Here is a 24,528-nt window from a genome sequence, read left to right on the forward strand (position 1 = left end):
AGGACGGGACAGCCATGCCTTCTTTCGACACGCCCGAACCGATCTCCGTCACCCTTGAGTTCGACGTCGGGTTCGCCCGCATCACGGCGGGCAAGCGTACGGACACGGTCGTCGAGGTGCTGCCGACCAACGGTTCCGAGGAAGCCGACGTACGGGCGGCGGAGCAGACCAAGGTGACCTACTCCAACGGCACGTTGGTGATCAAGGGGCCCAAGAAGCGCTCCCTGTTCGGCAAGAGCGGGTCGGTCGACGTGCGCGTCGAGCTGCCGGCCGGCTCCGACGTCGAGGGCACCGCGCCGATGGCGGACTTCACCTGCGAGGGCCGCCTCGGTGACTGCCGGCTCAAGACCTCCTACGGCGACGTCCAGGTGGCCCAGGCGGCGGCCGTGAACCTGAAGACCGGCCACGGCGACATCCGCCTGGACCGCGCGGCCGGGAACGCCGAGGTCGCCGGCGCGGGCCGGGTCGACATCGGCGAGGTCGCGGGCACGGCGACGGTACGGAACGGCAACGGCGAGACCGTGGTCGGCGAGGTCGCCGGTGACCTGCGGGTCAACTCCTCCAACGGCCGTATCTCCGTGGGCGTCGCGCACGCCGGGGTCGAGGCCAAGTCGGCCAACGGCGGCATCCGCATCGGACAGGTGGCGCGCGGACAGGTCGTGCTCCAGGCCGCCACCGGTGACCTGGAGGTCGGCATCCCGGAGTCCACCGCGGCCTGGCTCGACGTCAGCACCCGCTTCGGCAGCGTGCACAACGCCCTCGGACCCGCCGAAGGCCCCGGCGACGCCGCCGACACCGTCGAGGTGCGCGCCCGCGCCGGGGTCGGCGAGATCATCATCCGCCGCCCCTGACCACGCCCACGCCCATCCACCACGAGACAGGGACCGCCATGACCATGCCCACATCCGGGTCCGCATCCAGGGCGGCGATCACCGCCGAGGGAGTGTCCAAGTCCTACGGCGACAAGGTCGTGCTCGACGGCATCGACCTCCGTATCCCCGAAGGCACGATCTTCGCGCTCCTCGGGCCCAACGGCGCCGGCAAGACCACCACCGTGCAGATCCTCTCCACGCTCATCCCCGCCGATGCCGGCCAGGTCCGGGTCGCGGGCCACGACCTGGTCCGCGAGGCGGACGCCGTACGCCGCGCGATCGGCGTCACCGGCCAGTTCTCGGCCGTCGACAACCTGCTCACCGCCGAGGAGAACCTGCTCCTCATGGCCGACCTGCACCACCTGCCCCGCCGCGAGGGCCGTCGCCGCGCCGCCGAACTGCTGCGGCGGTTCGAGCTGACCGAGGCGGCCGCCAAGCCCGTGGTCACGTTCTCGGGCGGCATGCGGCGCAAGCTCGACCTCGCCATGACCCTGGTCGGCGATCCGCGCGTCATCTTCCTCGACGAGCCGACCACCGGGCTCGACCCGCGCAGCCGCCGCACCATGTGGGACATCATCCGCGGCCTGGTCGCCGACGAGGGCGTCACCATCTTCCTCACGACGCAGTACCTGGAGGAGGCCGACCAGCTCGCCGATCGCATCGCCGTGCTGGACGGCGGGCACATCGTCGCCGAGGGCACGGCGGAAGAGCTGAAGCGCCGCATCCCGGGCGGCCACATCCGCCTCCGGTTCGCCGACGCCGAGCGGCTCACGTCGGCCGCCGCCCTCTTCCCCGCCACCAAGCGCGACGACGAGGCACTGACCCTGCACATCCCGGGCGACGGCGGCGTGCCCACGATCCGCGCCGTCCTCGACATCCTCGACGGCGCCTCGATCGAGGCCGACGCGCTCACCGTGCACACACCCGACCTCGACGACGTCTTCCTCACCCTCACCGGGAGCGCCCGATGACCACCCTGTCCTATGCCGCCCGTGACGCCAGGACCATGCTGCGGCGCAATCTCAAGCACGCGCTGCGCTACCCCTCCATGACCGTCTCGGTCGTCGCGATGCCCGTCCTGATGCTGCTGCTCTTCAACTACGTGTTCGGCGGCGCCCTGGGCACGGGCATCGGCCCCACCGCCGCCGGCAGCACCGACTACATCGACTACGTCGCCCCCGGCATCATCCTGATGGCGGCGACCTCCGGGGCCGTGGCCACCGCGGTCTCCGTCTGCGTCGACATGACGGAGGGCATCGTCAACCGCTTCCGGACGATGGCGATCTCCCGCGCGTCGTTCCTCACCGGACATGTCGTCGGAAGCGTCATCCAGACGCTGATCAGCATCGCCTTCGTCGTCGGCGCCGCCCTGCTCATGGGCTTCCGGCCGAACGCGACCCCGGTCGAGTGGCTCGCCGCCGCCGGTGTCCTCACCCTGCTCGTATTCGCGCTGACCTGGCTGTCCGCCGGCATCGGCATGGTCACCAAGACGCCGGAGACGGCCAGCAACATCCCCCTGCCGCTGACGTTCCTGCCCTTCCTCGGCAGCGCCATCGTCCCGCCCGAGTCCATGCCGACCGGACTGCGCTGGTTCGCCGAGTACCAGCCCTTCACCCCGGTCATCGAGACGCTCCGGGGCCTGCTCATGGGCACCGGGATAGGCAACAGCGGGCTCGTCGCCCTCGCCTGGTGCGTCGGCCTCAGCCTGGTCGGCTACCTGTGGGCCCGGTCCGTCTTCAACCGCGGCACCGTCCGCTGAGCACCCACCCAGCCACCCACCCGTCGAGACTCCCACCCGACACCGGAGGACACACCATGCACCAGGAACCCACCCGCTTACCGGTCGACCGTCCCGAAGGCTGCCCCTTCGACCCGCCCACCGGCCTGGCCCGGCTGCGCGAACAGAAGCCGCTGACCCGGCTGCACTACCCCGACGGCCACATCGGCTGGCTGGCCACCGGCCACGCGACGGCCCGCGCGATAGCGGCCGACCCCCGCTTCAGCTCGCGGATGGAGCTGATGCACTACCCCTTCCCCGGCGGCCCCGAGGGTCCCCTGCCCCCGGCCCCGGTCGGCGACATGACCGGCATGGACGCCCCCGAGCACACCCGCTACCGGCGACTGCTCGCCGGCAAGTTCACCGTCCGCCGGATGCGGGAACTGACCGCCCGCGTCGAGCAGATCACCGCCGAGCACCTCGACGCCATGGAGCGCCACGGCCCGGCCGTGGACCTGGTGGAGGCCTACGCGCACCCCGTCCCCGCCCTGATGATCTGCGAACTGCTCGGTGTACCCGAGGGCGACCGCGAGGTCTTCAAGAGCCGCGCCGCCGCGATGTCCGACCCGGAGGCGAGCCTGGAGGAGCAGATGGCCGCCATGACCGGGCTCGGCGAGTTCGTCCACGAACTGGCCCTGGCCAAGCGGGCCCACCCGACGGACGACCTGCTCAGCGACCTGACCGGCAGCGACCTCACCGACGCCGAACTGGCCGGTGTCGGCAGCTTCCTCCTCGCCGCCGGGCTCGACACCATGGCCAACATGATCGGGCTCGGCACCTTCGCCCTGCTGAGCAACCCCGACCAGGCCGCCGCCCTGCGCGCCGACCCCGGCCTCGCCGACCAGGCGGTCGAGGAGCTGCTCCGCTACCTGACCATTGCCCACACCGGGGCACGGGTGGCGCTGGAGGACGTCGAACTGGACGGCGAGCTGATCAAGGCCGGGGAAACGGTCACCGTCTCCCTCCAGGCCGCCAACCGCGACCCCGCCAGGTTCACCGACCCCGACACCCTCGACCTGCACCGGAAGGCCACCGGGCACCTGGCCTTCGGACACGGCATCCACCAGTGCCTGGGCCAGCAACTGGCCCGCGTCGAAATGCGGGTCGCCTTCCCGGCGCTGTTCACCCGCTTCCCGACTCTGCGGCTGGCCGTGCCGCCCGAGGAGGTGCCGCTGCGCACGAGCATGAACATCTACGGCGTGCACCGGCTGCCCGTCACCTGGGACCAGGAGGCCCGGCCATGCTGAGACTGCGCGTCGACCGGGAACGCTGCATCGGCTCCGGCATGTGCGCCCTGACCGCCCCGGACGTGTTCGACCAGGACGACGAGGACGGCCTGGTGCGGCTCCTGGACGCACAGCCGCCGGCCGGCTCGGCCACCACCGCCGCCCGTCAGGCCGCGGGGCTCTGCCCGGCGGGGGCCATCACCGCTCTCGGCCCGGGGCGGCCCGGGACCTGACGGCCCCCGCACCGCCCGACCGGCGCGGCACCAGCGCCAACCCCACCAGCGGCACGGCCGCCAGGGCCGCCCACGCCCAGCCTCCGCCCACCTCCACCAGGGCCCCGGCCGGGGCGCCGCCCGCCAGCACCACGACACCCGACAGGGACGACAACGCCCCGGTGTACAGGCCGAGTCGCCGCTCGTCCACCAGATCCGGCAGCCACGCACGCGTGGCGGGCACCACCAGCATCTGCCCGGCCGTCAACAGCACCACGAACGTCAGCGACGGCCATGGGCCACCCACGGGAAGCAGCGCCCCGGCCGCCCCGAATGAGACGGCGATCAGCAGCAGTCCCGTACGGACCGAGGAGCCCCACGACAGCCGGGCCGCCGCCCACCGTTCCAGCGGCAGTTGGCCCGCCACCACGAGCACCGACGACAGCGCGAACAGCCAGCCGAGCGCGGCCTGCGACCCCGTCGCCCGCTCCAGCTCGGCGGGCAGCGCCAGATAGAGCTGGTTGTAGGCCAGCAGATAGGAGGAGTACGCGAAAGTGAGGGCGAGGAAGCGGCGGTGGCGGAGCAGTTCCCGTGCGGCGGGCCTCACCGAGGCGGTCCGGTGAGCCGCGCCCGACGGCTCGCGGTGCGGCATCAGCCGCCAGTGGCCCGCCAGGACGAGGGCGAAGACCGCCGCCCCCGCCACGCACGCCGCCCCGAACCCGCCGTACAGCAGTAGGACGCCCAGCACCGGGCCGATCAGCGCGCCGGCCTGGCCGCCGGCCGAGAAGCGGGCGAGCAGGCGGGTGCGCGGGGTGCCGGTCGCCGCCTCGTGGCATACCGCCTCCCGCGCGATCTCGGACTCCACGGCGGGCGAGAACAGCGCGGCGGCGAAGCCCACCAGCAGCACCGCACCGGTCACCGTCCACACCGACCCCGCGACCGCCAGCCACAGGAACCCGGTCACGCGCAGCGCACACCCGGCCAGGACCACGGGGCGCGGGCCGAACCGGTCGGTGAGGGCACCACCGACCACGAACAGACCCTGCTGGCTGAAGGTGCGCAGGCCCAGCACCAGGCCGACCAGCCAGCCACCCAGCCCCAGGGAGTCGCTCAAGTGCTCGGCGAGATACGGAAGGACGGCGAAGAAACCGACGTTGAACGCGAACTGGCTGCCGATGAGAAGACCGGCGAGGGGGCTCATGGGGTGGTGATCCGTTCGATGCGGCCCGCCCGCATCTCGGCGGTCCGGTCGGCGAAGTGCCGTACCAGTGCCATGTCGTGGCAGATGAAGAGGAAGCCGAGCCGGAGGCGTTCCTGGAGGTCGGAGAGGAGGTTGAGGATCCCGGCGCGGACGGACGGGTCGAGTGCCGAGACCGGTTCGTCGAGGACGAGCAGTTGCGGCTTGCTCGCCAGGGCGCGGGCGATGCCGGCGCGCTGGCACTGGCCGCCGGACAGCTCGTGCGGCAGCCGGCCGCCGTGCGCGGTGTCATCGAGTCCGACGAGGGCGAGCAGTTCGGCGACCCGGGCCGGGCCGGTGGCGGCGTCCCAGCGGCCCTGGACGCGCAGCGGCTCGGCGACGGCGTCGCGGATGGTATGGCGTGGGCTGAGCGAGCCGTACGGGTCCTGGAACACCGGCTGCATCGCCGGCCGCAGCGGCCGCAGCTCCCGTTCGGTCAACCGGGTCAGGTCGCGCCCGTCGAACCACACCTCCCCGGCGGAGGGGCGGCGCAACTGGAGCACGGCCATGGCGGTGGAGGACTTGCCGCAGCCCGACGGACCGACGAGGGCGAGGGTCTCCCCGGCGCGCAGGTCGAAGGAGACGTGGTCGGCGGCGACGGTCGGTCCGTACCGTACGACCAGGTCGCGGACGTCCAGCAGGGTGTCCGGGGTGTCGCTCATACGCGCTCCATGGCGAACAGGTCGGCGGCGGACTCGGGTACGTCGTCCCGGCGGTGGCAGGAGACCTCGTGTCTGCCCTCCCGACCGTCCACGGGCTGGGGCCGCGGGCGTTCGGTGCGGCAGCGGTCCTCGGCCAGCGGGCAGCGTGGCGCGAAGGCGCAGCCCGTCGGCAGCGCTCCGGGCGCGGGCGGCGTACCGGCGATGGCGGGCAGGCGGCGGCCGCGCTCCACGGGGGTGAGCGCGGCGAGGAGCCCGGCGGTGTAGGGGGCGCGGGGCCGGGCGAACACCCGGTCCACGGGGCCGGATTCGGTGTGCCCGCCGGCGTACATCACCACTACCCGGTCGGCGTGGGCGCGGACCGCGTCCAGGTCGTGGGTGACGAGGACGAGCGCCGCGCCGGTCGCCTCGCGCTGCTCGGTGAGGGCGTGGAGGACCCCTTCGCGCAGGTCGGGGTCGAGGGCGGTGGTGGGTTCGTCGGCGACGACGAGCTCGGGTTCGTTGACCGTCGCCATGGCGATCACTGCACGCTGCCGCATCCCGCCGGACAGCTCGTGCGGGTACGCGCGGGACCTGGCCGCCGGGATGCCGACGCGCTCCAGGGCGGCGGCGGCCCTGGTGCGGGCGTCCTTGCGGGACAGGCCCGTCACGGACCGGACGGCGACGGCCAGTTGGTCGCCGACCGGGTGCACGGGCGACAGCGCGGACAGCGCGTCCTGCGGGACGAGCGCCACCCGCCGCCCCCAGAGGGCCTGGGGGCGCGCACCCACCGGCTCGGTTTCACCGTTCGCCGTCCGCATCCGCACGCTGCCGCTCACCACCGCCCCGCGCGGGGGCATGCCGAGCAGCGCCCGGGCGGTCAGGGACTTGCCGGCGCCGGACTCGCCGACGAGGGCGAGGACGTCACCGTCGTACACGTCGAAGGACAGCCCGCGCACCGCCTCGACGTGCCCGAAGGAGACGCGCAGGTCGCGGACGGACAGCAGCGGCGGCGGTGGTTCAGCGGCCATGGGCGGGCACCCTCCTGGTACGGCTCGTGTACGCCGACAGCGACACCGCGAGGCCCGCCAGCAGCGCCAGCGCCACGGCGGGGGCCAGCGCGGCCCACGGCGCCCGCTCCACATAGGCGCGGGACTCGTCCAGCAGCAGGCCCCACTCCGGGGCGGGCGGCTGGGCGCCCAGGCCGAGGAAGCCCAGGGACGCCAGGGCGAGGGCCATGCCCGGCAGGCGCAGCACCGCGTGGCGGGCGACCGGGGCGGCGACCGACGGCAGGACGTGCCGCCACACGATCCAGCCCGGTGTCGCCCCGATCGCCTTCTGCGCGAGCAGGAAGCCCGACGCCCGCACCTCCTGGGCCAGGGCGGCGGCGTGGGCGGCGAGCGGCGGCCAGGAGATGAGAGCCACGGCGAGCGCGGCGCCGCCCGTCCCCGGGCCGAGGACGGCGGCCACGAGGATGCCGACGATGACCGGGGGCAGGGCGTTGGCGATGTCGGAGAGGCCGGAGGTCACGTTCGGTACGAAGCCGAGGGCGACGGCCAGCAGCCAACTGAGCGCGCACACGGCGGCCGCCGTGCCGGCCGTCGCGGCCGCCCCGTGTCCGAGCCGGGCCAGGACGTCACGCCCGAGGCCGTCCGCGCCGAGCGGGTGCGCGAGGGACGGCGGGGCGAGCCGGGCGGCGGTGTCGACGGTGTACGGGTCGCGCAGCAGCCCCCAGCCGATGACGGCGGCCAGGACGACCCCGAGCACCACCGGCACGGCGGGGGTGACCCGGACCGGCCGGGCGGCGGGCAGCGTCAGGCCCGCGTCCCGCAGCCCTGGGCCGAGCAGCCGCCGCCGTATGAGGGCGGCGAGCGCGCCGACGGCCAGCCCGAGCACGAGCAGCGCCAGCACGGAACCCTGGAGCAGCGGCAGGTCCTGGGACTTGGCCGCGCCCAGCGACGTACGCCCGATGCCGGGCACCGCGAACACCGTCTCGACAGCGACCGCCCCGCCCGTGAGCCCCACCGCGACCATGCCGAACTGCGGCACCAGCGGCGGAGTCACGCGCCGGAGCGCGGCCAGGGCGACCCGTACGCGCGAGACACCCGCCCCGCGCCACAGTTCCACCCACCGCTCGTCGTACACGCCGGGCAGCGCGTCGGCGACCAGCCGCCCCAGCAGCCCGCCCGCCGGAACGCCCAGCGCGACGGCGGGCAGCACCAGGTGCGCGGGCCCCTGCCAGCCGGACGTGGGCAGCCAGCCCAGCCATACCCCGGCGACGATCAACGCCACGGTGGCCAGCAGGAATTCGGGCACGGCGGCCAGCATGGCCGCGAACGCGCCCGACGTGCCCCGGCCGCGCACCAGCACCGGCGCGGCGAGGGCGACCGCGACCAGCAGGGCGACGGCGAGCGCGGCCCCCATCAGGCCCAGCGACACCTGGAGCCCCGCGACGACGGACGGCAGGACGTCGGTGCCCGACACCCACGAGGTGCTCAGGTCGCCCCGGGCCAACCCGGCGGCCCAGCCGCCCAGCAGCGACAGGGGCCCGGCGTCCAGCCCGAGGTCGGCGCGGATGGCGTCCAGCGCCTCGCGCGTGGCCTCCTGCTCGGCGGACCGGGCGCGCAGCACGGTGAGCGCCGGGTCCCGCCCGGACAGCCAGGGCAACAGCCCGACCACCGCGACGACGGCGGCGAGCGCACCGCCCAGCCCGGCGCCGCGCCTCACACCCGCCTTCACCTGACGTAGGTGGCAGGCGTGACGAGCAGCCGTTCGCGCGGGTCGTGCTCGACGCCCACGACACCGGCCGCGTCGCCCTGGACGACCCGCTCGTGCAGCATCGGGATCGCGGCGTCGGTGGCCAGTACGGCGGCCTCGGCGGCCATCACGGCCCGGCGGCGCGCGTCACCGGCCTTCGTCGCGGCGGCCTTGTCCAGGGCCTTGTCGACGGTGGGGTCGGCGAGCTGGGAGATGTTGAACGAGCCCTTGGAGGCGAAGTCGCTGTAGAGGTACGCGGCGGGGTCCCCGGAATCGAGGACGGTGGCCCGGGACAGGATGAACGCGTCGAACTCGCCCGCCAGCGCGTCGGATTCGATGTTGGCGTACTCGCGCACCTCCAGCTTGACCTTGAAGCCGGCCTTCTGGAGCTGCTGCTGGAGGGTCTGGGCGACCTCGGGCAGTTCGGCACGGTCGGTGAAGGTGCCGATGGTGATCGCGGCGCCCTTCGGGGTGTGGGACGTCGCCCGCTTCGGCTCGGCGCGCAGGCCCGCCGCCCACGGGAGTGCCGGGCCGAGCAGCCCCTTGGCGACGTCGGCCCGCCCCTCGTACACGCCCTCGACGATCGCCGTGGCGTCGATGGCCTCGCGGGCGGCGGCGCGCAGCCCGGCGTTCTGGAAGGGGCCCTTGGCGCTGTTGAGGTAGAGGGTGTTGGTGCGCGGCATCGGCACCTCGGTGATCAGCTTCGGGTCGAGGAGGGCGGCCTGCGAGACCGGGACGGCCTCGACGATGTCGGCCTCCCCGCTGCGCAGCGCGGCCGCGCGGGCGGTGCCGTCCGGGACGAAGGTGACGTCGATGCCGGGCGCCTTGGCCTTCGTGCCCCAGTAGCCGTCGTACCGGTCGAGGGCGGCGGACGAGGTGCCGTTGACTTTGGTGAGCCGGAAGGCGCCGGTGCCGGTGCCGACGGGGCTGACGGTCTTCCCGCGGTACGCCTTGGCCGACAGGATCGACAACTGGGGCGAGCTGAGCCGCTGGGGGACGAGCGGGTCGGGGGCGGCGGTGGTGACGGTGACGGTGTTCCCGGACGCCTTCACGCCGAGCGTGACGCCGTCGAGGATGCGGGGCTTGGGCGAGGCGGTGGCGGCCTTGGTGAGGGAGTGTGCGACGGCCCGGGCGGTGAGCGGGCTGCCGTCGTGGAAGGTGACGCCGTCGCGGACGGTGAAGGTCCAGGCCCGGCCGCTCTGCCGCCATGCGGTGGCCAGGGCGGGCCTGGGGTCACCGTTGGCGTCGAGGGTGACGAGGGTCTCGGCGGTGGACCAGCGGGACAGCTTGAAGGCGTCGTCGGAGAGCGGCGAGAGCCCGGAGCGCGGCGGGTTCATCATCGCCACGCGGATGCGCTCGCCGTCGCTCCCCGACGCGCCGCCTGACGCGCTGAAGCAGCCGGTGAGCAGGGCGGACGCGGAGGCCAGGGCGGCGGCGTGGAGGAGGCGGGCGGGCAGGCGCACGGGGACCCTTCCGGGCGGGACGAGCAGCGGGGCGGAAGGGACCGTAACACAATGACAATCGTTTTCAGAACCAGATTCAACAATTGAACGTTGGTCTACTTGGGTCAGTGCGGCAGCGGGATCTCGAAGTGGACCGTGCCCACCCCCGGGCCGTGCTCGCCCGTCGTGCGGGCGTCGAACACCTCCCTGGCCAGGCTTCGCCAGAAGGCCTCCGCGCCCGGCACGTTGACGTTGGTGTGCAGGTAGACGCAGTCGTAGCCGGGGGTCGACGCGGCGAAGTCACAGGCCCGCCGCACCAGGGTCCGCGCCAGGCCGTGCCGCCGGTGTTCGGGCGCGACGTACACGCGGACGAGCTGCGCGGTGGTCCCGGGCGGGTAGCGGTCGGCGAGCCGGCGCGGGTGCGGCGGGTGCGCCGGGCCCGTGGACCGTACGCCGGTGGTGGCCACCACCTCGCCGTCCCGCACGGCCACCAGGAGCAGGTGCCGGGGGTGTTCGAGGTAGGTGCCGGCGAGGTCGATGACGTCGCGGTGCCACTCGGGCACGTAGCCGTAGCCGAAGTCCCGGTAGAAGGTGTCGAGCATCAGCCGCCGCGCGCCGTCGACGTCGGCCGGGGTGGCGGGGCGGATGGTGTAGTCGCTCATGGGGGGGTTCCTAGGGGGTGGGCAGTCCCGGGCCGGTGCAGTGCACGTCGGCCGGCGGGACGGTGCCGGCGGTGAGGTACGCGGCGGCGGTCGCGTCCACGCACGCGTTGCCGCGGCTGGCGAACACGCCGTGCGAGTAGTCGTCGTGGAGGGTCACCAGGCGTGAGCCGGGCAGCCGCCGCTGGAGCGCGCGGGCACCCTCGATGGGCGTGACGGGGTCGTGCGCGGAGGCGACCAGCAGCACGGGCGGGGCGTCCGGTGAGCCGAGCGGGGTGCGGTGGGCGGGCTCGTGGTGCCAGTAGGCGCAGGCGGACGCCTCCATGCCGGTGAGCACCGGGTGGGCGTCGAGCCGGCGTATTCGGCGCAGGTCGGCCACCACCCGCCCGGGCGTGGGCCCGGGGCCGTCGGCGCACTTCACGGCGCGGTTGGCGGCTTCGTACGTGCGTGAGGCGGGGCTGTCGAACGGCTCCTTGGGGCGCAGTGGCGCGGTGTCGCCGTCGCGCAGGTAGGCGCGGATGCCGTCGGCGAGCGGGGCCCAGCGTTCGGTGCGGCCGAGGGCCCGGTACACGGCCCGGTCGAACTCCGCCGGGCCGTAACCGGCGCGGGCCCGCAGGTAGGCGGCGCGTATCTCCTCGGCGGAGTGGCCCAGGCCGAAGCGCTCGTGGTGCCGGGCGGTCCAGGCGAAGAACACCTCGCGCTGGCGCAGCAGCGCGCGGCTCTGGCGTACGTCGAAGTCGTACCAGTCCCAGGGGCCGACGACGCTGTCGAGCACCATGCGCCCCACCCGGTGCGGGTACCGGGCGGCGTACGCGGCGCCGAGGTAACTGCCGTACGACACGCCCAGGAAGCCGATGCGCTCCTCGCCGAGCGCGGCACGGATCGCGTCCATGTCGTGGGCGGTCCGGACGGTCGACAGGTACGGCAGGGCGTCGCCGGTCCCGGTGGCGCAGTCGTCCGCCATGCGCCGCAGGGAGTCCAGGTACGCCGCCTCCGCCGTGCGGTCCGCCGGTACGGGATCGGGGCCGGGGGCCTCGAACAGGCCGCCCATCGCACCGCAGTCGGCGGGCGCGCTGAGCCCGGTGCCGCGCGGGTCGAAGCCGATGACGTCGTACGCGCGCCGCACGCTCTCGGGCAGCTTGGCCCGCTTGGTGACGGCGTACGGCAGCCCGGAGCCGCCGGGGCCGCCGGGGTTCACCAGCAGGACGCCGCGCCGCTCGGCGGGCGTGCCCGAGGCGGGCACCCGCGAGACGGCGATACGGATCAGCGGGCCGCCGGGGCGGTCGTGGTCCAGCGGCACGTCGAGCCACCCGCACTCGACCCGGTCGGGCGCGGGCGGGGCCGGCACGGAGGCGGGACAGGCGCCGAACCGGAGCGCGGGGGCGGATGGTTCGGCCCGTGCGGGGGCCGGGGCCAGCGCGGCGGCCGCCGTGGCGGCGACAAGGGCGTACAGCAGGGCGGGACGGCGGCGGGCAGCGGGAAGCACGGGTCTCGCATTCAAAAATCGACGCACAATCAGATGACAATGAAAACGATTATCGATAACGTGCTCTCCGGTCAAGCTCGCAACACGTCCGGGAACACCTCCGAGAACACCGATGAAGGGGAAGCCGTGGCTCATCTGCTGATGGTCGAGAGCTGGGTCGGATCGATGAGCAGACTGCTGCCGAGGGCGATCCGCGAGGAGGGCCACGAGTTCACCTTCCTCACCCGCGACCTGCACCACTACCTGCGCTCCGCCCCCGAGGGCACCGCGCACCCACTGCTCGCCGCCCGCCATGTGCTCAGCGCCGACACCAACGACACGGACGCGCTGCTGCCGTTCGTCGAGCGGGCCCACGCCGCGCTGGGCTTCGACGGGGTGATCACCTCCTGCGACTACTACCTGCCCACCGCCGCCCGGATCGCCGGGCACCTCGGCCTGCCGGGCCCCGCCCCCGAGGCGGTCGAGAACGCCTGCCGCAAGGACGCCACGCGCCGCGTCCTGGCGGAGGCCGGGGTGCCCGGGCCCCGCTTCGCGGTCTGCGCCGACTGGGCCGAGACCGCCCGCTCCGCGGCCGGGATGGGCTACCCGCTGGTGCTCAAGCCCGTGGACCTGTGCGCCGGGATGTTCGTCCGCCGCGTCGACGACGAGGCCGCCCTGTCCGCCGCCCACCGGGCGCTCGCCGGCTTCCCCGTCAACGCGCGGGGCCAGCGCCGGGCGCCGGTCGTCCTGCTCGAAGAGCTGCTGGAAGGACCGGAAGTCAGCGTCGAGACCGTGTCGTTCGACGGCACCTCCCACGTGGTCGGGGTGACCGACAAGTCCATCGGCGGCGCGCCCGCCTTCATCGAGACCGGCCACATGTTCCCCGCCGCCCTGTCCGCCGCCGACACCGAGGCGGCCGAGCAGACCGCGCTCCAGGCCATCAAGGCCCTCGGCCTGGACGCCGTGGTCACCCACACCGAGATCAAGCTGACCCCCGCCGGGCCCCGCGTGGTCGAGGTCAACCCCCGCCCCGCCGGCAACCGCATCACCGAGCTCATACGCCACGTCACCGGCATCGACCTCGCCGCCGCCTGTGTGGACGTCGCCCTCGGCCGCGAGCCCGACCTGCGACGGCGGGCCACCGGCCTGCGCAGCGCCGCCATCGGCTTCCTCGTCCCCGGCGAGGAGGGCGTGCTGGACGGCATCGACGGCGCCGACGAGGTGGGCCGCGCACCGGGGCTCCTGGAACTCCAGCTCGCCGAGCCGGGCAAGGCCGTCAAGGCGGCGGGCAGCAACAACGAGTACCTCGGCCACGTCATGGCCGGCGACGCCGACGGCCCCGGCGCCCGGGACCGCGTCGAGGCCCTGCTCTCGGCGCTCCGCCCGAAGGTGGTGAACCGATGACCTCCCAGCCGATGACCACCGAACCGATGACCACCGAGCCGATGATGACGGCCACGGCCACGGCCACGGCGACGGCCACGGCGACGGCCTCCTCGTACGACGAGCTCGTCGCCCGCGTGCTCGGCGGCGAACTCGGCCCCGACCCGGGCAGCCAGCGGATCTCCGTGGCGTTCACCACCCGCCAGTCCGTGCGCCACGACGGCCGCAGCGGCGGCTACCGCAACGAGGTGCTGAGCCTGCGCCTCGCGGCCGCCGTCGGCTCCTGCGCCGTCGAGCCGGGCGGACTGCCCGACGGGGCGGTCGACGACTGCGTCGGCGCGGACGTCGCCCACCTGCTGGGGCACGAGCTGCTGCCGGTACGGGTGGCCGCGCTGGACGCGTACCTGGCGCACGTCCTGCCGCACGCGCCCGAGCACGGCGCACGCCCCGTCCACCTCCCCGCCGGCAGCTCGCTGGAGAAGTCCCGCGCCCGCGCGAGGGCGGTCACCGGCCTGCTCGACGCCTCCCCGGGCGACACCGTGCTCGTCATCGGCGTCGTCAACTCACTGCTGGAGGCACTGCGGGCGCGCGGCCTGGCGTACGTACCGTGCGACCTGAAGGGCGGCACGACCGAGTGGGGCGAGCCGGTGCGCACCGACGCCCTGGCGGAGCTGGACCGCTGCGACGCGGTCCTCGCCTCCGGCATGACGCTCGGCAACGGCACCTTCGAGCCGCTGCGCGAGCACGCGGTGCGACACGGCAAGCCGCTGGTGATGTTCGCCCAGACCGGCAGCGCGGTCCTGCCGCGCCTGATCGGCGCCGGGGTGAGCGCGGTGTGCGCGGAGCCGTACCCGTTCTTCTGGCTGGACGGCGGGCCGGGCACCATCCACCGTTACGGGGGCGCCCTGTGACCACGGCCGTCCTCCCCGGCTCCACGGCCGGCAACCGCGAGCTGCTCGCCCTCGTCGGCCGCACCCCGCTCGCCCGGGTCACCGCCGACCTGCCCTGCCCGCAGCCCGGGTTCTGGGCCAAGCTCGAAGGCCTCGGCGTCGGCGGCATGAAGGCCCGGGCGGCCGTGTCCATGCTGCTCGGCGCCCGCGAGCGCGGCGAGCTGCGCCCCGGCGCCCCGGTCGTGGAGTCCACCTCCGGGACGCTCGGCATCGGGCTCGCCTTCGCCGGCCAGGCGCTGGGACACCCCATCGTGCTGGTCGGCGACACCGAACTGGAGCCGTCCGTGAGGCAGTTGCTGCGCGCCCACGGTGCCCGGCTGGAGCTGGTGGACCGCCCGGCGGCCGAGGGCGGCTGGCAGGCGGCCCGGCTCGCGAAACTGCGCGAGCTGCTGGCGCTGCTGCCGGGCGCGTACTGGCCCGACCAGTACAACAACCCGGACAACACCGCCGGTTACGCGTCGATGGCCGCCGAACTGGCCGGCCAGCTCGACCACCTCGACGTGCTCGTGTGCAGCGTCGGCACCGGCGGCCACAGCGCCGGCATCGTCGGCCCGCTACGGCGGCACTGGCCCCACCTGCGCCTGATCGGCGTGGACGCCACCGGCTCCACCATCTTCGGCCAGCCAGCCCGGCCCCGCCTGATGCGCGGCCTCGGCAGCAGCATCCACCCGCGCAACGTCGCCTACGACGCCTTCGACGAGGTCCACTGGGTCGGCCCGGCCGAGGCCACCGACGCCTGCCGCCGCCTGGCCCGGACCAGCTTCGTCAGCGGCGGCTGGTCCACCGGCGCGGTCGCCCTCGTCGCCGCCTGGGCCGCCCGCGTCCATCCCGGGGCCGTCGTCGCGACCGTCTTCCCCGACGGGCCGCACCGCTACCTCGGCTCCGTCTACGACGACGACTTCACCACCGCCCACGGCGTCGACCCGGCCACCGCCGCCACCCGGCCCGTCGAGATCCCGCACCCGCGCGCCGTCGAGGCCACCGGCTGGGTCCGCTGCCGGACCGTGACCGACCCGCTCGACATCCCTACGGAAGCCACGAAAGAGAACCCGTGAACGTCAGCCGGCGCACCGTACACCTCCGGCTCACCGAGCCGCTGCGCATCTCCCGCTCCACCATGGCCGCCCGCGACGCCGTGTGGCTGAGCGTCGAGCACGAGGGGCTGAGCGGCCACGGCGAGGTCGTGACCAGCACGTACTACGGCCTCGACGCCCCGGCCATCGGGCGGCTGCTGGACGACAAGGCCGTCGAACTGCGCCGTCACGCCGACCCCGAGAGCGCCCTCGACGCCCTCCGCGCCGGTGAGCCCACCCTTGACGACACCCCGCCCGCCGTGACCGCCGCGGTCGAGTCGGCGCTGCTCGACCTCGTCGGCAAGCGCGCCGGAGTCCCCGTCCACCACCTGCTGGGCGCCCCCGCCGCGCCCTGTGCCGCGACCGCCTTCACCATCGGCATCACCCCGCCGGACCGCGCCGCCGGCCAGGCCGGGCGCCTGGCGCGGGACGGGTTCACCGTGCTCAAGGTCAAGGCCGGCGCCCCGGACCCCGGCGACGACGTCGAACGCGTACGGGCCGTCCGGGCGGCCGCCCCGCACGCGCGGCTGCTCCTCGATCCCAACGGGGCGTGGACGGCCGAGGAGTGCGAACGGCTGCTGCCGCTCTTCGCGGCGCTCGGCGTGGAGGCCGTCGAGCAGCCGCTCGCCCCGGGCGACCCGGAGGCGCTGGCGAAGCTCGCCGAACGGTCCCCGCTGCCGGTCATCGCGGACGAGGACGCGGTCGGCATCGAGGACGTCCGGCGCCTCGCCGGGCGCGTCCAGGGCGTCAACGTCAAGCTCGCCAAGTGCGGGGGCGTCACGGCCGCGCTGCGGATCGCCGAGCTGATCGAGGGCACCGGTACGGAGCTGATGCTCGGCTGCCTGACCGCCAGCACGCTCGGCCTCGCCCCGGCCGTCCACCTCGCGGACCGCGCCCGCTGGGCCGACCTCGACGGGCACCTGCTGCTCGCCGACGACCCGTGGACCGGCATCGGCGGCGCCGACGGCACGGTCCGGGCGGGCCGTGGCCCCGGCCTGGGCGTGCGGCCGCGCCACCCGGAGGAGCGGGAGGCGAGCGCGTGAAGACGTGGCGGATGTGGCACGAGATACGCGGCTTCCCGCTCGCGATCCGGCTGCTCCTGGTCAACCAGCTCGGCGTCAACATCGGCTTCTACCTGCTCATCCCCTACCTCGCGCTGCACCTCACCGAGGACCTGGGGATGTCGGCGGCCGTGGTCGGCGTCGTCCTCGGCGTCCGCAACCTCAGCCAGCAGGGCCTGTTCCTCATCGGCGGCTCGGCGTCGGACCGGCTGGGCGCGCGCCGGGTCATCATCGCCGGGTGCGGGCTGCGGACCGTCGGCTTCGGGCTCTTCGCGCTCGGCGACGGGCTCGCGGTGCTGCTGGCCGCCTCCGTGCTCAGCGGGCTGGCGGGCGCGCTGTTCAACCCGGCCGTGCGCGCCTATCTCGCCCAGGAGGCGGGCGGGCGCAAGGCCGAGGCGTTCGCCCTGTTCAACGTGTTCGCCACGACCGGCGCCCTGATCGGGCCGCTCCTCGGCAGCGCCCTCCTGCTGGTCGACTTCCGGGCCTCCGCGCTCACCGCGGCCGGGATCTTCGCGCTGCTCACCCTCGCGCAGGCGCTGGTCCTCCCGGCGCGCGAGGTCGCCCCGCCGGCCAACAGCAGCGTCCTCGGGGACTGGCGGGAGGTCGTCGGCAACCGGCGCTTCCTGGCCTTCTCTCTGGCCATGGTCGGCATGTTCACCATGGAGAACCAGCTCTACCTGCTGCTGCCCGACGGGGCGCGCCGGGCCACCGGCTGGGACGGCGCGGCCGGGCTCGTCTTCCTCGTGGGCACCCTGTCCAACCTGTGGCTCCAACTGCGCATCACCCGGTCGCTGAAGGAGCGCGGCAGCCGGGCGCGGTGGATCGCCACGGGCCTCGCCCTGATGGGGCTGGCCTTCGTGCCGCCCATGGTGGTGGCGGGAGCGGCGCCGGGGGACGGTCCCGGCGGGGCCGTGCTGCGGGCGCTGCCCGTCCTCGCCGGGGCGCTGCTGCTGTACCTGGGCGTGATGATCGCCCAGCCGTTCGTGATGGAGCTGATCCCCGGCTTCGGCCGCCAGGAGCTGACCGGCACGTACTTCGGGCTGTTCTACGTGGTCTCCGGCATCGCCGCGGCGGTGGGCAACACGGTCGTCGGCTGGGCCATGGACACCGGTGAGCACGGGGCCGCGCCCTGGCTGCCCTGGGCCTGCTGCCTCGCCTTCGGGCTGGCCTCCGCGGCGGGCGTGGCGTGGCTGCACCGGCTGGGCGTCCTCCCGGAGCGCGCCACCGAGCCCGTACCGGAAGCACGGACGGCCCCAAAAGCAGAACCGACGCACGAGACCGGCCACGTGAGGCGACGCGTATGACCACCATGACCAACCTCCTCACCGACAACCCCGCGCTGTACGAGGCCCGCTTCCCCGACCCCGACCGGCTCGCCGGGCGGTGGGCCGAGGACACCCTGCGCCGGTACGGGGCCGGGCCGCGCGTCCTGGACATCGGCTGCGGCACCGGCCGCGACGCCGCCCACCTGCACCGGGCCGGCCGCCGCGTCACCGGCGCCGACCTGTCCGAGGCGATGCTGGCGTACGCCCGCGAACACCACCCCGGCCCCGACTACGTCCGGGCCGACCTGCACGGGTTCGACCTCGGCGAGGACGCCTTCGACGCCGTGGTGTGCCTGGACAGCGCCCTGCTGTACTGCCACACCAACGCCCAGCTCGACGGCTTCCTGGCGTCCTGCCGCCGCGCCCTGGCGCCCGGCGGGCTGTTCGTCGCCGAAATGCGCAACGGCGCCTTCTTCCTCGGCCGCACCGAGCTGCTCGACACCCCGGCCCGCGCCGCCTTCACCTGGCAGGGCACCACCTACCGGTCCGTCACCACCCTGTACGTCGACCGGACCGCCCAACTGCTGCGGCGCACCCGGGTGTGGACCGCCGACGACGGCTCCCCGCCCGTCGAGCAGCGCTCCGCCTGGCGGCTGCTGTTCCCGCAGGAGCTGCGCCACGTCCTGGCCGCCCACGGCTTCGAGGTGCTGGGCCTGTACGACCGGCCGGGCCCGCGCACCGAGCCGCCGTGGCGGGAGGGCGACCCGCCCGCCGCCACGGCCGACGCCGACCGGCTGCACCTGGTCGCCCGTCTCCGCACGTAACGCCGCCGCCCCCCACGCCTTCCATCCGCTCGTCCAGCAGCAAGGGAATCCGCCATGAACGACGTCCCCGTGAACGACCCACGCTTCCCCGGTCTGCGCCGCCGGGGCTTCCTCACCGTCGCCGGAGGCGCGGCCGCCGCCGGCCTCGGCGCGCTCGCCCTGACCGGCTGCGCGGGCGGCGGGCCCGCCACCGGCACCACCGGCGCGGGCGACGGCAAGCCCAAGCGCGGCGGGCGGCTGCGCGCCGCGTTCGCCGGGGGCGGCGCGAGCGAGACGCTCGACCCGCACCTCGCCAACCTGTTCGCCGACGTGGCCCGCGCCAAGGCCCTGTTCGACAAGCTCGCCGACTACGGGCCCGACCTGTCCGCCCGGCCGCGCCTCGCCTCCGCCTGGGAGCCCAACGCGTCCCTGGACCGCTGGAAGGTCACCCTCCGCAAGGCCACGTTCCACAACGGCAAGCCGGTCACCGCCGCCGACGTCCTCTTCAGCTACCGCCGCATCGCCGACCCGGCCAAGGCGTTCCGCGCCAAGGCGTCCCTGGAGCCCATCGACCTCAAGGCGAGCCGGGCGGTCGACGCGCGGACCGTCGAGTTCGTCCTCAAGCGCCCGACCGCCGAATTCCCCAACGTACTCGCCGCGTTCGGTGCCTACATCGTCCCGGCCGGCGAGCAGGACTTCGACAAGGAGCCAGTCGGCAGCGGGCCGTTCCGCTTCGTGTCCTTCGCCCCCGGCCGCTCCGCCGTCTTCAAGCGCAACGACGACTACTGGGACGGCGCCCCGTACCTCGACGAGCTGGAGTTCGTCGTCGCCAACGAGGAGTCCGCGCGGGTCAACGCCCTCCTCGGCGGCCAGGTCGAGTACGCCCACGAGCTGAACCCCACCACCGCCCGCGCCCACGAGAAGCAGGGACAGGTCCGGATCGTCCGGCTGCGCAACAGCGCCATGCAGTCGTTCGCCATGAAGACCGACCGGCCGCCGTTCGACGACAAGCGGGTCCGCGAGGCGTTCTTCCTGATCGCCGACCGCAAGGAGCTGGTCGACGGCGCCCTGTCCGGCGCGGGCGAGATCGGCAACGACCTGTTCGGCAAGGGGTACGAGTACTACGCCGCGAGTCTCCCGCAGCGTGAGCGGGACCTCGACCGGGCGAAGGCGCTGCTCAAGCAGGCCGGTGCCGAGAAGCTGAAGGTCACCCTGGACACCTCGCCCGTCGCCGCCGGGTTCACCGAGGCCGCGGCGATCTTCCGCGACCAGGCGGCCGAGGCCGGCGTCACCGTCACGGTCAGGACGGGCAGCAAGGACAGCTACTGGAAGGACATCCTCGACTCCGGCACCCTGTGCTGCTACCGCTCCGGCGCCATGCCCATCGAGGCGCACATCTCCCAGCGCCTGCTGACCGGTTCGACCACCAACGCCACCAAGTGGCAGCACAAGGACTTCGACGCCCTGTACCAGCAGGCGCAGTCCACCAAGGACAAGACCGCGCGGACGGCGGTCTACGAGCGGATGCAGCGCCGCCTGCACGCCGAGGGCGGCTTCCTGGTCTGGGGGTTCGCCGACTGGATCATCGGTACGGCCAAGAACGTCCAGGGCGTCGAGTCCAAGGCGCCCGCCAACTCCCTCGACTGGGCGCGGTTCGACAAGGTGTGGCTGGTGTGAGCGGACTCCGCTCCTACGTCACCCGGCGGCTGCTGCTCGGTGCGGGCCAGACGGCGGCCGTCGTGCTGCTCGTCTTCGCCCTCACCGAGGCGCTGCCGGGCGACGCCGCCGTCGCCCTCGCGGGCGACCAGCCCGATCCGGAGCGGATCGCCGCCATCCGCGAGGCGATGGAGCTGGACCGGCCCGCCCACGAGCGGCTCGCGGACTGGGCGGCCGGGCTGCTGCGCGGCGACTTCGGCACCTCGCTGGCGTCGGGCCGGCCCGTCGCCACCTACCTCGCGGACGGCTTCGGGCCGACCGTGCTGCTCGCCGTTCTCACCGTGACGCTGCTGGTGCCGGTCGGTGTCGGGCTCGGCGTGCTGGCCGCCCGGCACGAGGGGCGGTGGGCGGACCGGCTGGTCAGCTCGGTGACGCTGGGGGTGTACGCGGTGCCGGAGTTCGCGTTCGGGGTGCTGCTGATCACCGTGTTCGCGCTGCGGCTCGGCTGGCTGCCGCCGACCGCCGTCGGCTACGGCACCGACCTGCTCGCCCACCCCGCCGCCCTCGTCCTGCCCGTGCTGGTCCTGCTGTCGCGGCCGGTGTGCTCGCTGGCCCGGCTGGTGCGGGCGGGCATGATCGACGCGCTGGCCGCGCCGTACGCCGCCCAGGCCCGGCGGTACGGGATCGGCGGCGCCCGCGTCCGGTACGCGCACGCGCTGCCCAACGCGGTCACGCCCGCCGCCCAGCAGTTGGCCCGCACCATCGACTGGCTGCTGTGCGGGGTGATCGTCGTGGAGGCGCTGTACGTGATCCCGGGCCTCGGCACCGTCCTGATGAACGCGGTCGCCGAGCGGGACGTGCCGGTGGTGCAGGGGCTCGCGGTGGTCTTCGGGGTCACCACGGTCGTCCTCAACCTGGGCGCCGACCTGGTCGCGCACCGGTTCGCGCCCCGAGCGGGGGTGGCGGCGTGAAACGGCGCTTCGTCCTGGGCGGGCTGATCGTCGGCGTGCCGCTCCTCATCGCCCTGCTCGGCCCGCTGTTCGCGGGCGAACCCGGGCCCCGGGCCACGTCGTTCACCGCCGGCGGCGGGCACTGGCTGGGCACCGACTTCATCGGGCGGGACGTGTGGCGGCAGGTGCTGCTGGGCGGGCGGCCGGTGGTGGTCGTCGCGCTCGCCGCGACGGCCCTCGCCTACGCCGTGGCCCTGCCGCTCGGCCTGATCAGCGCGCTCACCCACCGCACCTGGCTGGAGGAGCTGCTGATGCGGCCGCTCGACGTGCTGCTCGCGGTGCCGTCGCTGCTGATGATCCTGCTGGTCGCCGCCGTCTTCTCACCCGGCGCGGTCGGCCTCGCGCTGCTGGTCGCGCTCGTCAACATCCCGGACGCGGCACGCATCGTGCGCGCCGCGGCGGCGGAGGCGGCGTCCCGCCCGGCGGTGGAGGCGCTGCGCATGCAGGGCGAGACGTGGTGGCGGATGGCGGTCGGGTACGTCGGCAGGTCCACCGCGCGCACGCTCGTGGCCGACGCGGGCGTACGGCTGACGGGCGTGCTGTACCTGGTGGCGACGGCCGCCTTCCTCGGTGTCGGAGTCGCGCCGGACGCCGCCGACTGGGCGGTGATGGTCGACCGCAACCGCACCGGGCTGTTCGTCCAGCCCTGGGCGGTGGTGGTGCCCGCGCTGCTGATCGTCGCCCTGACCATGGGGAGCAACCTGCTCTTCGACGCGGTACTGGAGAAGAGGAAACGCACGTGAACCCCGTCGCTGAAGTCAGGGACCTGCGCGTCGAGATCGGCGACCGGGCGATCGTCGACGGCGTCCGCCTGCGGGTCGAGCCCGGGAAGGTCACCGCCCTGGTCGGCGCGTCCGGCAGCGGCAAGACCACCACGGGCCTGGCCCTGCTCGGCGAGTACCCACCCGGTGCGCGGGTGAGCGGCGACGTCCGCGTACCCGAGGGGCTGGTCGGGTACGTGCCGCAGCACCCGGGCGCCGTCCTCAACCCCGCCCGCCGGGTGGACGCCCTGCTCACCGACATCGCCCGCGCCCAGGTGCGCGACCTGCCGAGGCGGGAGCGCCGGGCGGCCGTCCGGGACCGGGTGCTGGACGCCCTCGCCCGCGCCCAGCTCCCGGACGGCGAGGCGCTGCTGCGGCGCTACCCGCACCAACTGTCCGGCGGCCAGCAGCAGCGCGTCGTCCTCGCGCAGGCGCTGCTGCTGGGGGCCAGGGTCGTCGTCGCCGACGAGCCGACGACCGGCCTCGACCCGCTGACCAAACGGCACGTGGTGGACCAGCTCGCGGCGGTGGCCCGGCAGGGCATCGCCGTGGTCCTGCTCAGCCACGACCTGGACGTCGTACGGGACCTCGCCGACGACGTCCTCGTGATGCGCGCCGGCCGGGTGGTGGAGTCGGGCCCCGCCGAACGGCTGTGGCTCGCGCCCCGGCATCCCTGGACGCGCGAACTCCTCGCCGCGGCACCGGAGTTCCCCGCCGACGCGTCCGCCGATGAGGGGCGCGTCGTCCTCCACGTACCCGAGGGCCTCACCGCCCGGCACGGCCGCACCACCGTGCTGCGCACCGCCGAGCCCCTCACCCTCCGCACCGGCGAGTGCCTGGCGCTGGTGGGCCGGTCCGGCAGCGGCAAGACCACGCTCGGCCGCTGCCTGGCCGGGCTCCACCGCGACCACGACGGCGACGTCCACCTCGACGGCAGCCCGCTGCCCCGCAGCCTGCGCGCCCGCACCCGCGAGCAGTTGGCGGCGGTGCAGTACGTCTTCCAGGACGCGCGGGCCGCCTTCGACGAACACCGCCCGGTCCTGGACCAGGTGGCCCGCACGGCGGTACGGCTGCGGGGCGCCGACCGCGAGGAGGCGACCGCCGAGGCGCTGGCCACCCTGACCGGTCTCGGGCTGAGCGACGCCCTTGTACGCCGCCGCCCCGGCCGGCTCTCCGGCGGCGAACTCCAGCGCGCCGCCCTCGCCCGCGCCCTGCTGGCCAGGCCCCGGGTGCTGGTCTGCGACGAGATCACCTCCGGCCTCGACACGGTCACCCGGCGCGGCATCCTCGACACCCTCACCGGCCTCCTCCGGGAACGCGGCGACCTCGCCCTGGTCCTGATCACCCACGACCTGGACACCGCCGCCCTGGCGGGCCGGATCGCCGTCCTCGACGCGGGCGAGCTCGTCGAACAGGGCCCGGCGCGGCAGGTTCTGACGTCCCCCCGCCACCCGTTCACCGTCTCCCTGCTGGACACCGCCGTCCGCCTGGCCGCGGAGCCGCGCTGACAGGGCGCTCACGGCGGAGCCTCCACCGTTCAGCCCGGTCCTCAAGGTGACCGGACACGGGTGGTGTGACCTGCCGTTTTGCTGCAATCGGCGGCATGTTCCGCAGGCCGCGCCAGGTGGTCGCTCCGGACGCTCGTCGCTACAGCTTGTCTCGGCCGGTCCGGCCGGACCGGCCGAGAAGCGGTTCGAACAGAAGGAGACACCTCCCGTGAGCCTGAATGACTACCGACAGAAGATCGCCTCGCGGTTCAGCACCTTCGACCGTGATGGGGACGGTGTGGTGACCGAGGCGGACTTCCGGCAGCTCGCCGAGTCGATCCTGGCCGAATTCGGTGAATCACCCGCCACGCCCAAGGGCAAGGCGCTGATCCAGGGCGCGCTGCACCTGTGGGGATCCTTCGCCGACATCGCCGACAGGGACGGCGACGGCCGGATCACCGAGGACGAGTTCGTGCGGGCCGCCTGCGACCACTTGCTCGACAACCCCGCCGGATTCGTCGACATGGTCCGGCCCTGGGCCGCCGCCGTGATCGACGTCGCGGACGCCGATGACAGCGGCGGGGTGACCGTCGAGGAGTGGGAGCGCATGCTCCGGGCGATGCGGGCGACGCCGGAGCGGGCGCGGATCAAGGCGGCGCAGCTCGACACCGACGGTGACGGACGGGTCTCGGTGGACGAGGTGCTGAAGTCCGCCATCCGCTTCTACGCCACGGACGAGCCGATCGCCGACTTCGCGGTGGCGCGCTGAGCATGCTCACCGGACCGGCGACACC

The 24,528-nt window shown here is 74.4% G+C and carries 23 protein-coding genes; 16 read left to right on the plus strand and 7 right to left on the minus strand.

Annotated elements, in window-relative coordinates; all coding sequences use genetic code 11:
• Nucleotides 1–14 precede the first annotated feature (14 nt).
• The 5 genes from ACZ46W_RS17195 to ACZ46W_RS17215 are packed head-to-tail and all read left to right on the plus strand — an operon-like array spanning nucleotide 15 to nucleotide 4,108.
• Nucleotides 15–851, plus strand: a complete 837-nt coding sequence (locus ACZ46W_RS17195) for a DUF4097 family beta strand repeat-containing protein (RefSeq protein WP_468338010.1) — start codon at nucleotides 15–17, stop codon at nucleotides 849–851.
• Between the two features lie 44 nt (nucleotides 852–895).
• Entirely contained in the window at nucleotides 896–1,843 is a 948-nt protein-coding gene (locus ACZ46W_RS17200; RefSeq protein ID WP_468338783.1) for an ATP-binding cassette domain-containing protein, read from the plus strand.
• Entirely contained in the window at nucleotides 1,840–2,631 is a 792-nt protein-coding gene (locus tag ACZ46W_RS17205; RefSeq protein WP_468338013.1) for an ABC transporter permease, read from the plus strand. Before ACZ46W_RS17200 ends, ACZ46W_RS17205 begins: the two co-directional genes overlap by 4 nt.
• A 56-nt stretch (nucleotides 2,632–2,687) precedes the next feature.
• Nucleotides 2,688–3,896, plus strand: coding sequence for a cytochrome P450 (locus tag ACZ46W_RS17210; protein ID WP_468338016.1), 1,209 nt, complete (start codon nucleotides 2,688–2,690; stop codon nucleotides 3,894–3,896).
• On the plus strand, nucleotides 3,890–4,108 hold the full coding sequence (locus tag ACZ46W_RS17215) for a ferredoxin (protein ID WP_468338019.1): 219 nt from the start codon (nucleotides 3,890–3,892) through the stop codon (nucleotides 4,106–4,108). The genes ACZ46W_RS17210 and ACZ46W_RS17215 overlap by 7 nt, the downstream gene beginning before the upstream one ends.
• Here ACZ46W_RS17215 and ACZ46W_RS17220 read toward each other — a convergent pair.
• The 7 genes from ACZ46W_RS17220 to ACZ46W_RS17250 all read right to left on the minus strand — a co-directional run bounded on the left by ACZ46W_RS17220 (nucleotide 4,074) and on the right by ACZ46W_RS17250 (nucleotide 12,306).
• The gene (locus ACZ46W_RS17220) at nucleotides 4,074–5,288 is read right to left on the minus strand and encodes an MFS transporter (RefSeq protein ID WP_468338021.1); all 1,215 of its coding nucleotides are present in this window, start codon (nucleotides 5,286–5,288) and stop codon (nucleotides 4,074–4,076) included. The genes ACZ46W_RS17215 and ACZ46W_RS17220 overlap by 35 nt on opposite strands.
• Entirely contained in the window at nucleotides 5,285–5,986 is a 702-nt protein-coding gene (locus ACZ46W_RS17225; protein WP_468338023.1) for an ATP-binding cassette domain-containing protein, read from the minus strand. The genes ACZ46W_RS17220 and ACZ46W_RS17225 overlap by 4 nt, the downstream gene beginning before the upstream one ends.
• Entirely contained in the window at nucleotides 5,983–6,993 is a 1,011-nt protein-coding gene (locus ACZ46W_RS17230) for an ABC transporter ATP-binding protein (RefSeq protein ID WP_468338026.1), read from the minus strand. Before ACZ46W_RS17230 ends, ACZ46W_RS17225 begins: the two co-directional genes overlap by 4 nt.
• A complete protein-coding gene (locus ACZ46W_RS17235) occupies nucleotides 6,983–8,689 on the minus strand; it encodes an ABC transporter permease subunit (protein ID WP_468338029.1) in 1,707 nt (568 codons plus the stop codon). Before ACZ46W_RS17235 ends, ACZ46W_RS17230 begins: the two co-directional genes overlap by 11 nt.
• 8 nt (nucleotides 8,690–8,697) lie before the next feature.
• Nucleotides 8,698–10,182 carry an ABC transporter substrate-binding protein gene (locus ACZ46W_RS17240; protein WP_468338032.1) on the minus strand — a complete coding sequence of 495 codons (1,485 nt, stop codon included), beginning with the start codon at nucleotides 10,180–10,182 and terminating at the stop codon, nucleotides 8,698–8,700.
• A gap of 104 nt (nucleotides 10,183–10,286) precedes the next feature.
• Nucleotides 10,287–10,823: a GNAT family N-acetyltransferase gene (locus ACZ46W_RS17245; RefSeq protein WP_468338035.1), complete on the minus strand. Its 537-nt coding sequence runs from the start codon at nucleotides 10,821–10,823 to the stop codon at nucleotides 10,287–10,289.
• Between the two features lie 10 nt (nucleotides 10,824–10,833).
• Complete coding sequence (locus ACZ46W_RS17250) at nucleotides 10,834–12,306, minus strand: alpha/beta hydrolase (protein ID WP_468338038.1); 1,473 nt, start codon at nucleotides 12,304–12,306, stop codon at nucleotides 10,834–10,836.
• Nucleotides 12,307–12,432: 126 nt separating this feature from the next.
• Here ACZ46W_RS17250 and ACZ46W_RS17255 point away from each other — a divergent pair, with 126 nt between their 5' ends.
• From ACZ46W_RS17255 to ACZ46W_RS17305, 11 genes are all read left to right on the plus strand, one after another.
• A complete protein-coding gene (locus tag ACZ46W_RS17255; RefSeq protein WP_468338041.1) occupies nucleotides 12,433–13,689 on the plus strand; it encodes an ATP-grasp domain-containing protein in 1,257 nt (418 codons plus the stop codon).
• A gap of 44 nt (nucleotides 13,690–13,733) precedes the next feature.
• Nucleotides 13,734–14,579 carry a Rossmann-like domain-containing protein gene (locus ACZ46W_RS17260; protein WP_468338785.1) on the plus strand — a complete coding sequence of 282 codons (846 nt, stop codon included), beginning with the start codon at nucleotides 13,734–13,736 and terminating at the stop codon, nucleotides 14,577–14,579.
• The gene (locus ACZ46W_RS17265) at nucleotides 14,576–15,673 is read left to right on the plus strand and encodes a PLP-dependent cysteine synthase family protein (RefSeq protein WP_468338044.1); all 1,098 of its coding nucleotides are present in this window, start codon (nucleotides 14,576–14,578) and stop codon (nucleotides 15,671–15,673) included. The genes ACZ46W_RS17260 and ACZ46W_RS17265 overlap by 4 nt, the downstream gene beginning before the upstream one ends.
• Nucleotides 15,670–16,734 carry a mandelate racemase/muconate lactonizing enzyme family protein gene (locus tag ACZ46W_RS17270; protein WP_468338047.1) on the plus strand — a complete coding sequence of 355 codons (1,065 nt, stop codon included), beginning with the start codon at nucleotides 15,670–15,672 and terminating at the stop codon, nucleotides 16,732–16,734. The genes ACZ46W_RS17265 and ACZ46W_RS17270 overlap by 4 nt, the downstream gene beginning before the upstream one ends.
• Nucleotides 16,735–16,745: 11 nt before the next feature.
• Complete coding sequence (locus ACZ46W_RS17275; protein ID WP_468338787.1) at nucleotides 16,746–18,056, plus strand: MFS transporter; 1,311 nt, start codon at nucleotides 16,746–16,748, stop codon at nucleotides 18,054–18,056.
• The gene (locus tag ACZ46W_RS17280; protein WP_468338049.1) at nucleotides 18,053–18,841 is read left to right on the plus strand and encodes a class I SAM-dependent DNA methyltransferase; all 789 of its coding nucleotides are present in this window, start codon (nucleotides 18,053–18,055) and stop codon (nucleotides 18,839–18,841) included. The genes ACZ46W_RS17275 and ACZ46W_RS17280 overlap by 4 nt, the downstream gene beginning before the upstream one ends.
• Nucleotides 18,842–18,895: 54 nt before the next feature.
• Nucleotides 18,896–20,497 carry an ABC transporter substrate-binding protein gene (locus ACZ46W_RS17285; protein WP_468338052.1) on the plus strand — a complete coding sequence of 534 codons (1,602 nt, stop codon included), beginning with the start codon at nucleotides 18,896–18,898 and terminating at the stop codon, nucleotides 20,495–20,497.
• Complete coding sequence (locus ACZ46W_RS17290; RefSeq protein ID WP_468338055.1) at nucleotides 20,494–21,447, plus strand: ABC transporter permease; 954 nt, start codon at nucleotides 20,494–20,496, stop codon at nucleotides 21,445–21,447. Before ACZ46W_RS17285 ends, ACZ46W_RS17290 begins: the two co-directional genes overlap by 4 nt.
• Nucleotides 21,444–22,229 carry an ABC transporter permease gene (locus ACZ46W_RS17295; protein ID WP_468338058.1) on the plus strand — a complete coding sequence of 262 codons (786 nt, stop codon included), beginning with the start codon at nucleotides 21,444–21,446 and terminating at the stop codon, nucleotides 22,227–22,229. Before ACZ46W_RS17290 ends, ACZ46W_RS17295 begins: the two co-directional genes overlap by 4 nt.
• Nucleotides 22,226–23,755, plus strand: coding sequence for an ABC transporter ATP-binding protein (locus tag ACZ46W_RS17300; RefSeq protein ID WP_468338061.1), 1,530 nt, complete (start codon nucleotides 22,226–22,228; stop codon nucleotides 23,753–23,755). The genes ACZ46W_RS17295 and ACZ46W_RS17300 overlap by 4 nt, the downstream gene beginning before the upstream one ends.
• Nucleotides 23,756–23,963: 208 nt before the next feature.
• Nucleotides 23,964–24,503 (plus strand): EF-hand domain-containing protein, encoded by a 540-nt coding sequence (locus ACZ46W_RS17305; RefSeq protein ID WP_468338063.1) that lies wholly within the window; start codon nucleotides 23,964–23,966, stop codon nucleotides 24,501–24,503.
• Nucleotides 24,504–24,528: the final 25 nt, after the last annotated feature.

Source organism: Streptomyces sp. NPDC031064 (assembly GCF_055570965.1).

What these genes read in the sequence shown, in the direction of transcription:
- ACZ46W_RS17275 (WP_468338787.1), top strand. Translation starts at nt 16,746, where the DNA reads ATGTGGCACGAGATACGCGGCTTCCCGCTCGCGATCCGGCTGCTCCTG.
- ACZ46W_RS17280 (WP_468338049.1), top strand. Translation starts at nt 18,053, where the DNA reads ATGACCACCATGACCAACCTCCTCACCGACAACCCCGCGCTGTACGAG.
- ACZ46W_RS17245 (WP_468338035.1), bottom strand. Translation starts at nt 10,823, where the DNA reads ATGAGCGACTACACCATCCGCCCCGCCACCCCGGCCGACGTCGACGGC.
- ACZ46W_RS17260 (WP_468338785.1), top strand. Translation starts at nt 13,734, where the DNA reads ATGACGGCCACGGCCACGGCCACGGCGACGGCCACGGCGACGGCCTCC.
- ACZ46W_RS17230 (WP_468338026.1), bottom strand. Translation starts at nt 6,993, where the DNA reads ATGGCCGCTGAACCACCGCCGCCGCTGCTGTCCGTCCGCGACCTGCGC.
- ACZ46W_RS17200 (WP_468338783.1), top strand. Translation starts at nt 896, where the DNA reads ATGCCCACATCCGGGTCCGCATCCAGGGCGGCGATCACCGCCGAGGGA.
- ACZ46W_RS17210 (WP_468338016.1), top strand. Translation starts at nt 2,688, where the DNA reads ATGCACCAGGAACCCACCCGCTTACCGGTCGACCGTCCCGAAGGCTGC.
- ACZ46W_RS17285 (WP_468338052.1), top strand. Translation starts at nt 18,896, where the DNA reads ATGAACGACGTCCCCGTGAACGACCCACGCTTCCCCGGTCTGCGCCGC.
- ACZ46W_RS17195 (WP_468338010.1), top strand. Translation starts at nt 15, where the DNA reads ATGCCTTCTTTCGACACGCCCGAACCGATCTCCGTCACCCTTGAGTTC.
- ACZ46W_RS17215 (WP_468338019.1), top strand. Translation starts at nt 3,890, where the DNA reads ATGCTGAGACTGCGCGTCGACCGGGAACGCTGCATCGGCTCCGGCATG.
- ACZ46W_RS17220 (WP_468338021.1), bottom strand. Translation starts at nt 5,288, where the DNA reads ATGAGCCCCCTCGCCGGTCTTCTCATCGGCAGCCAGTTCGCGTTCAAC.
- ACZ46W_RS17225 (WP_468338023.1), bottom strand. Translation starts at nt 5,986, where the DNA reads ATGAGCGACACCCCGGACACCCTGCTGGACGTCCGCGACCTGGTCGTA.
- ACZ46W_RS17205 (WP_468338013.1), top strand. Translation starts at nt 1,840, where the DNA reads ATGACCACCCTGTCCTATGCCGCCCGTGACGCCAGGACCATGCTGCGG.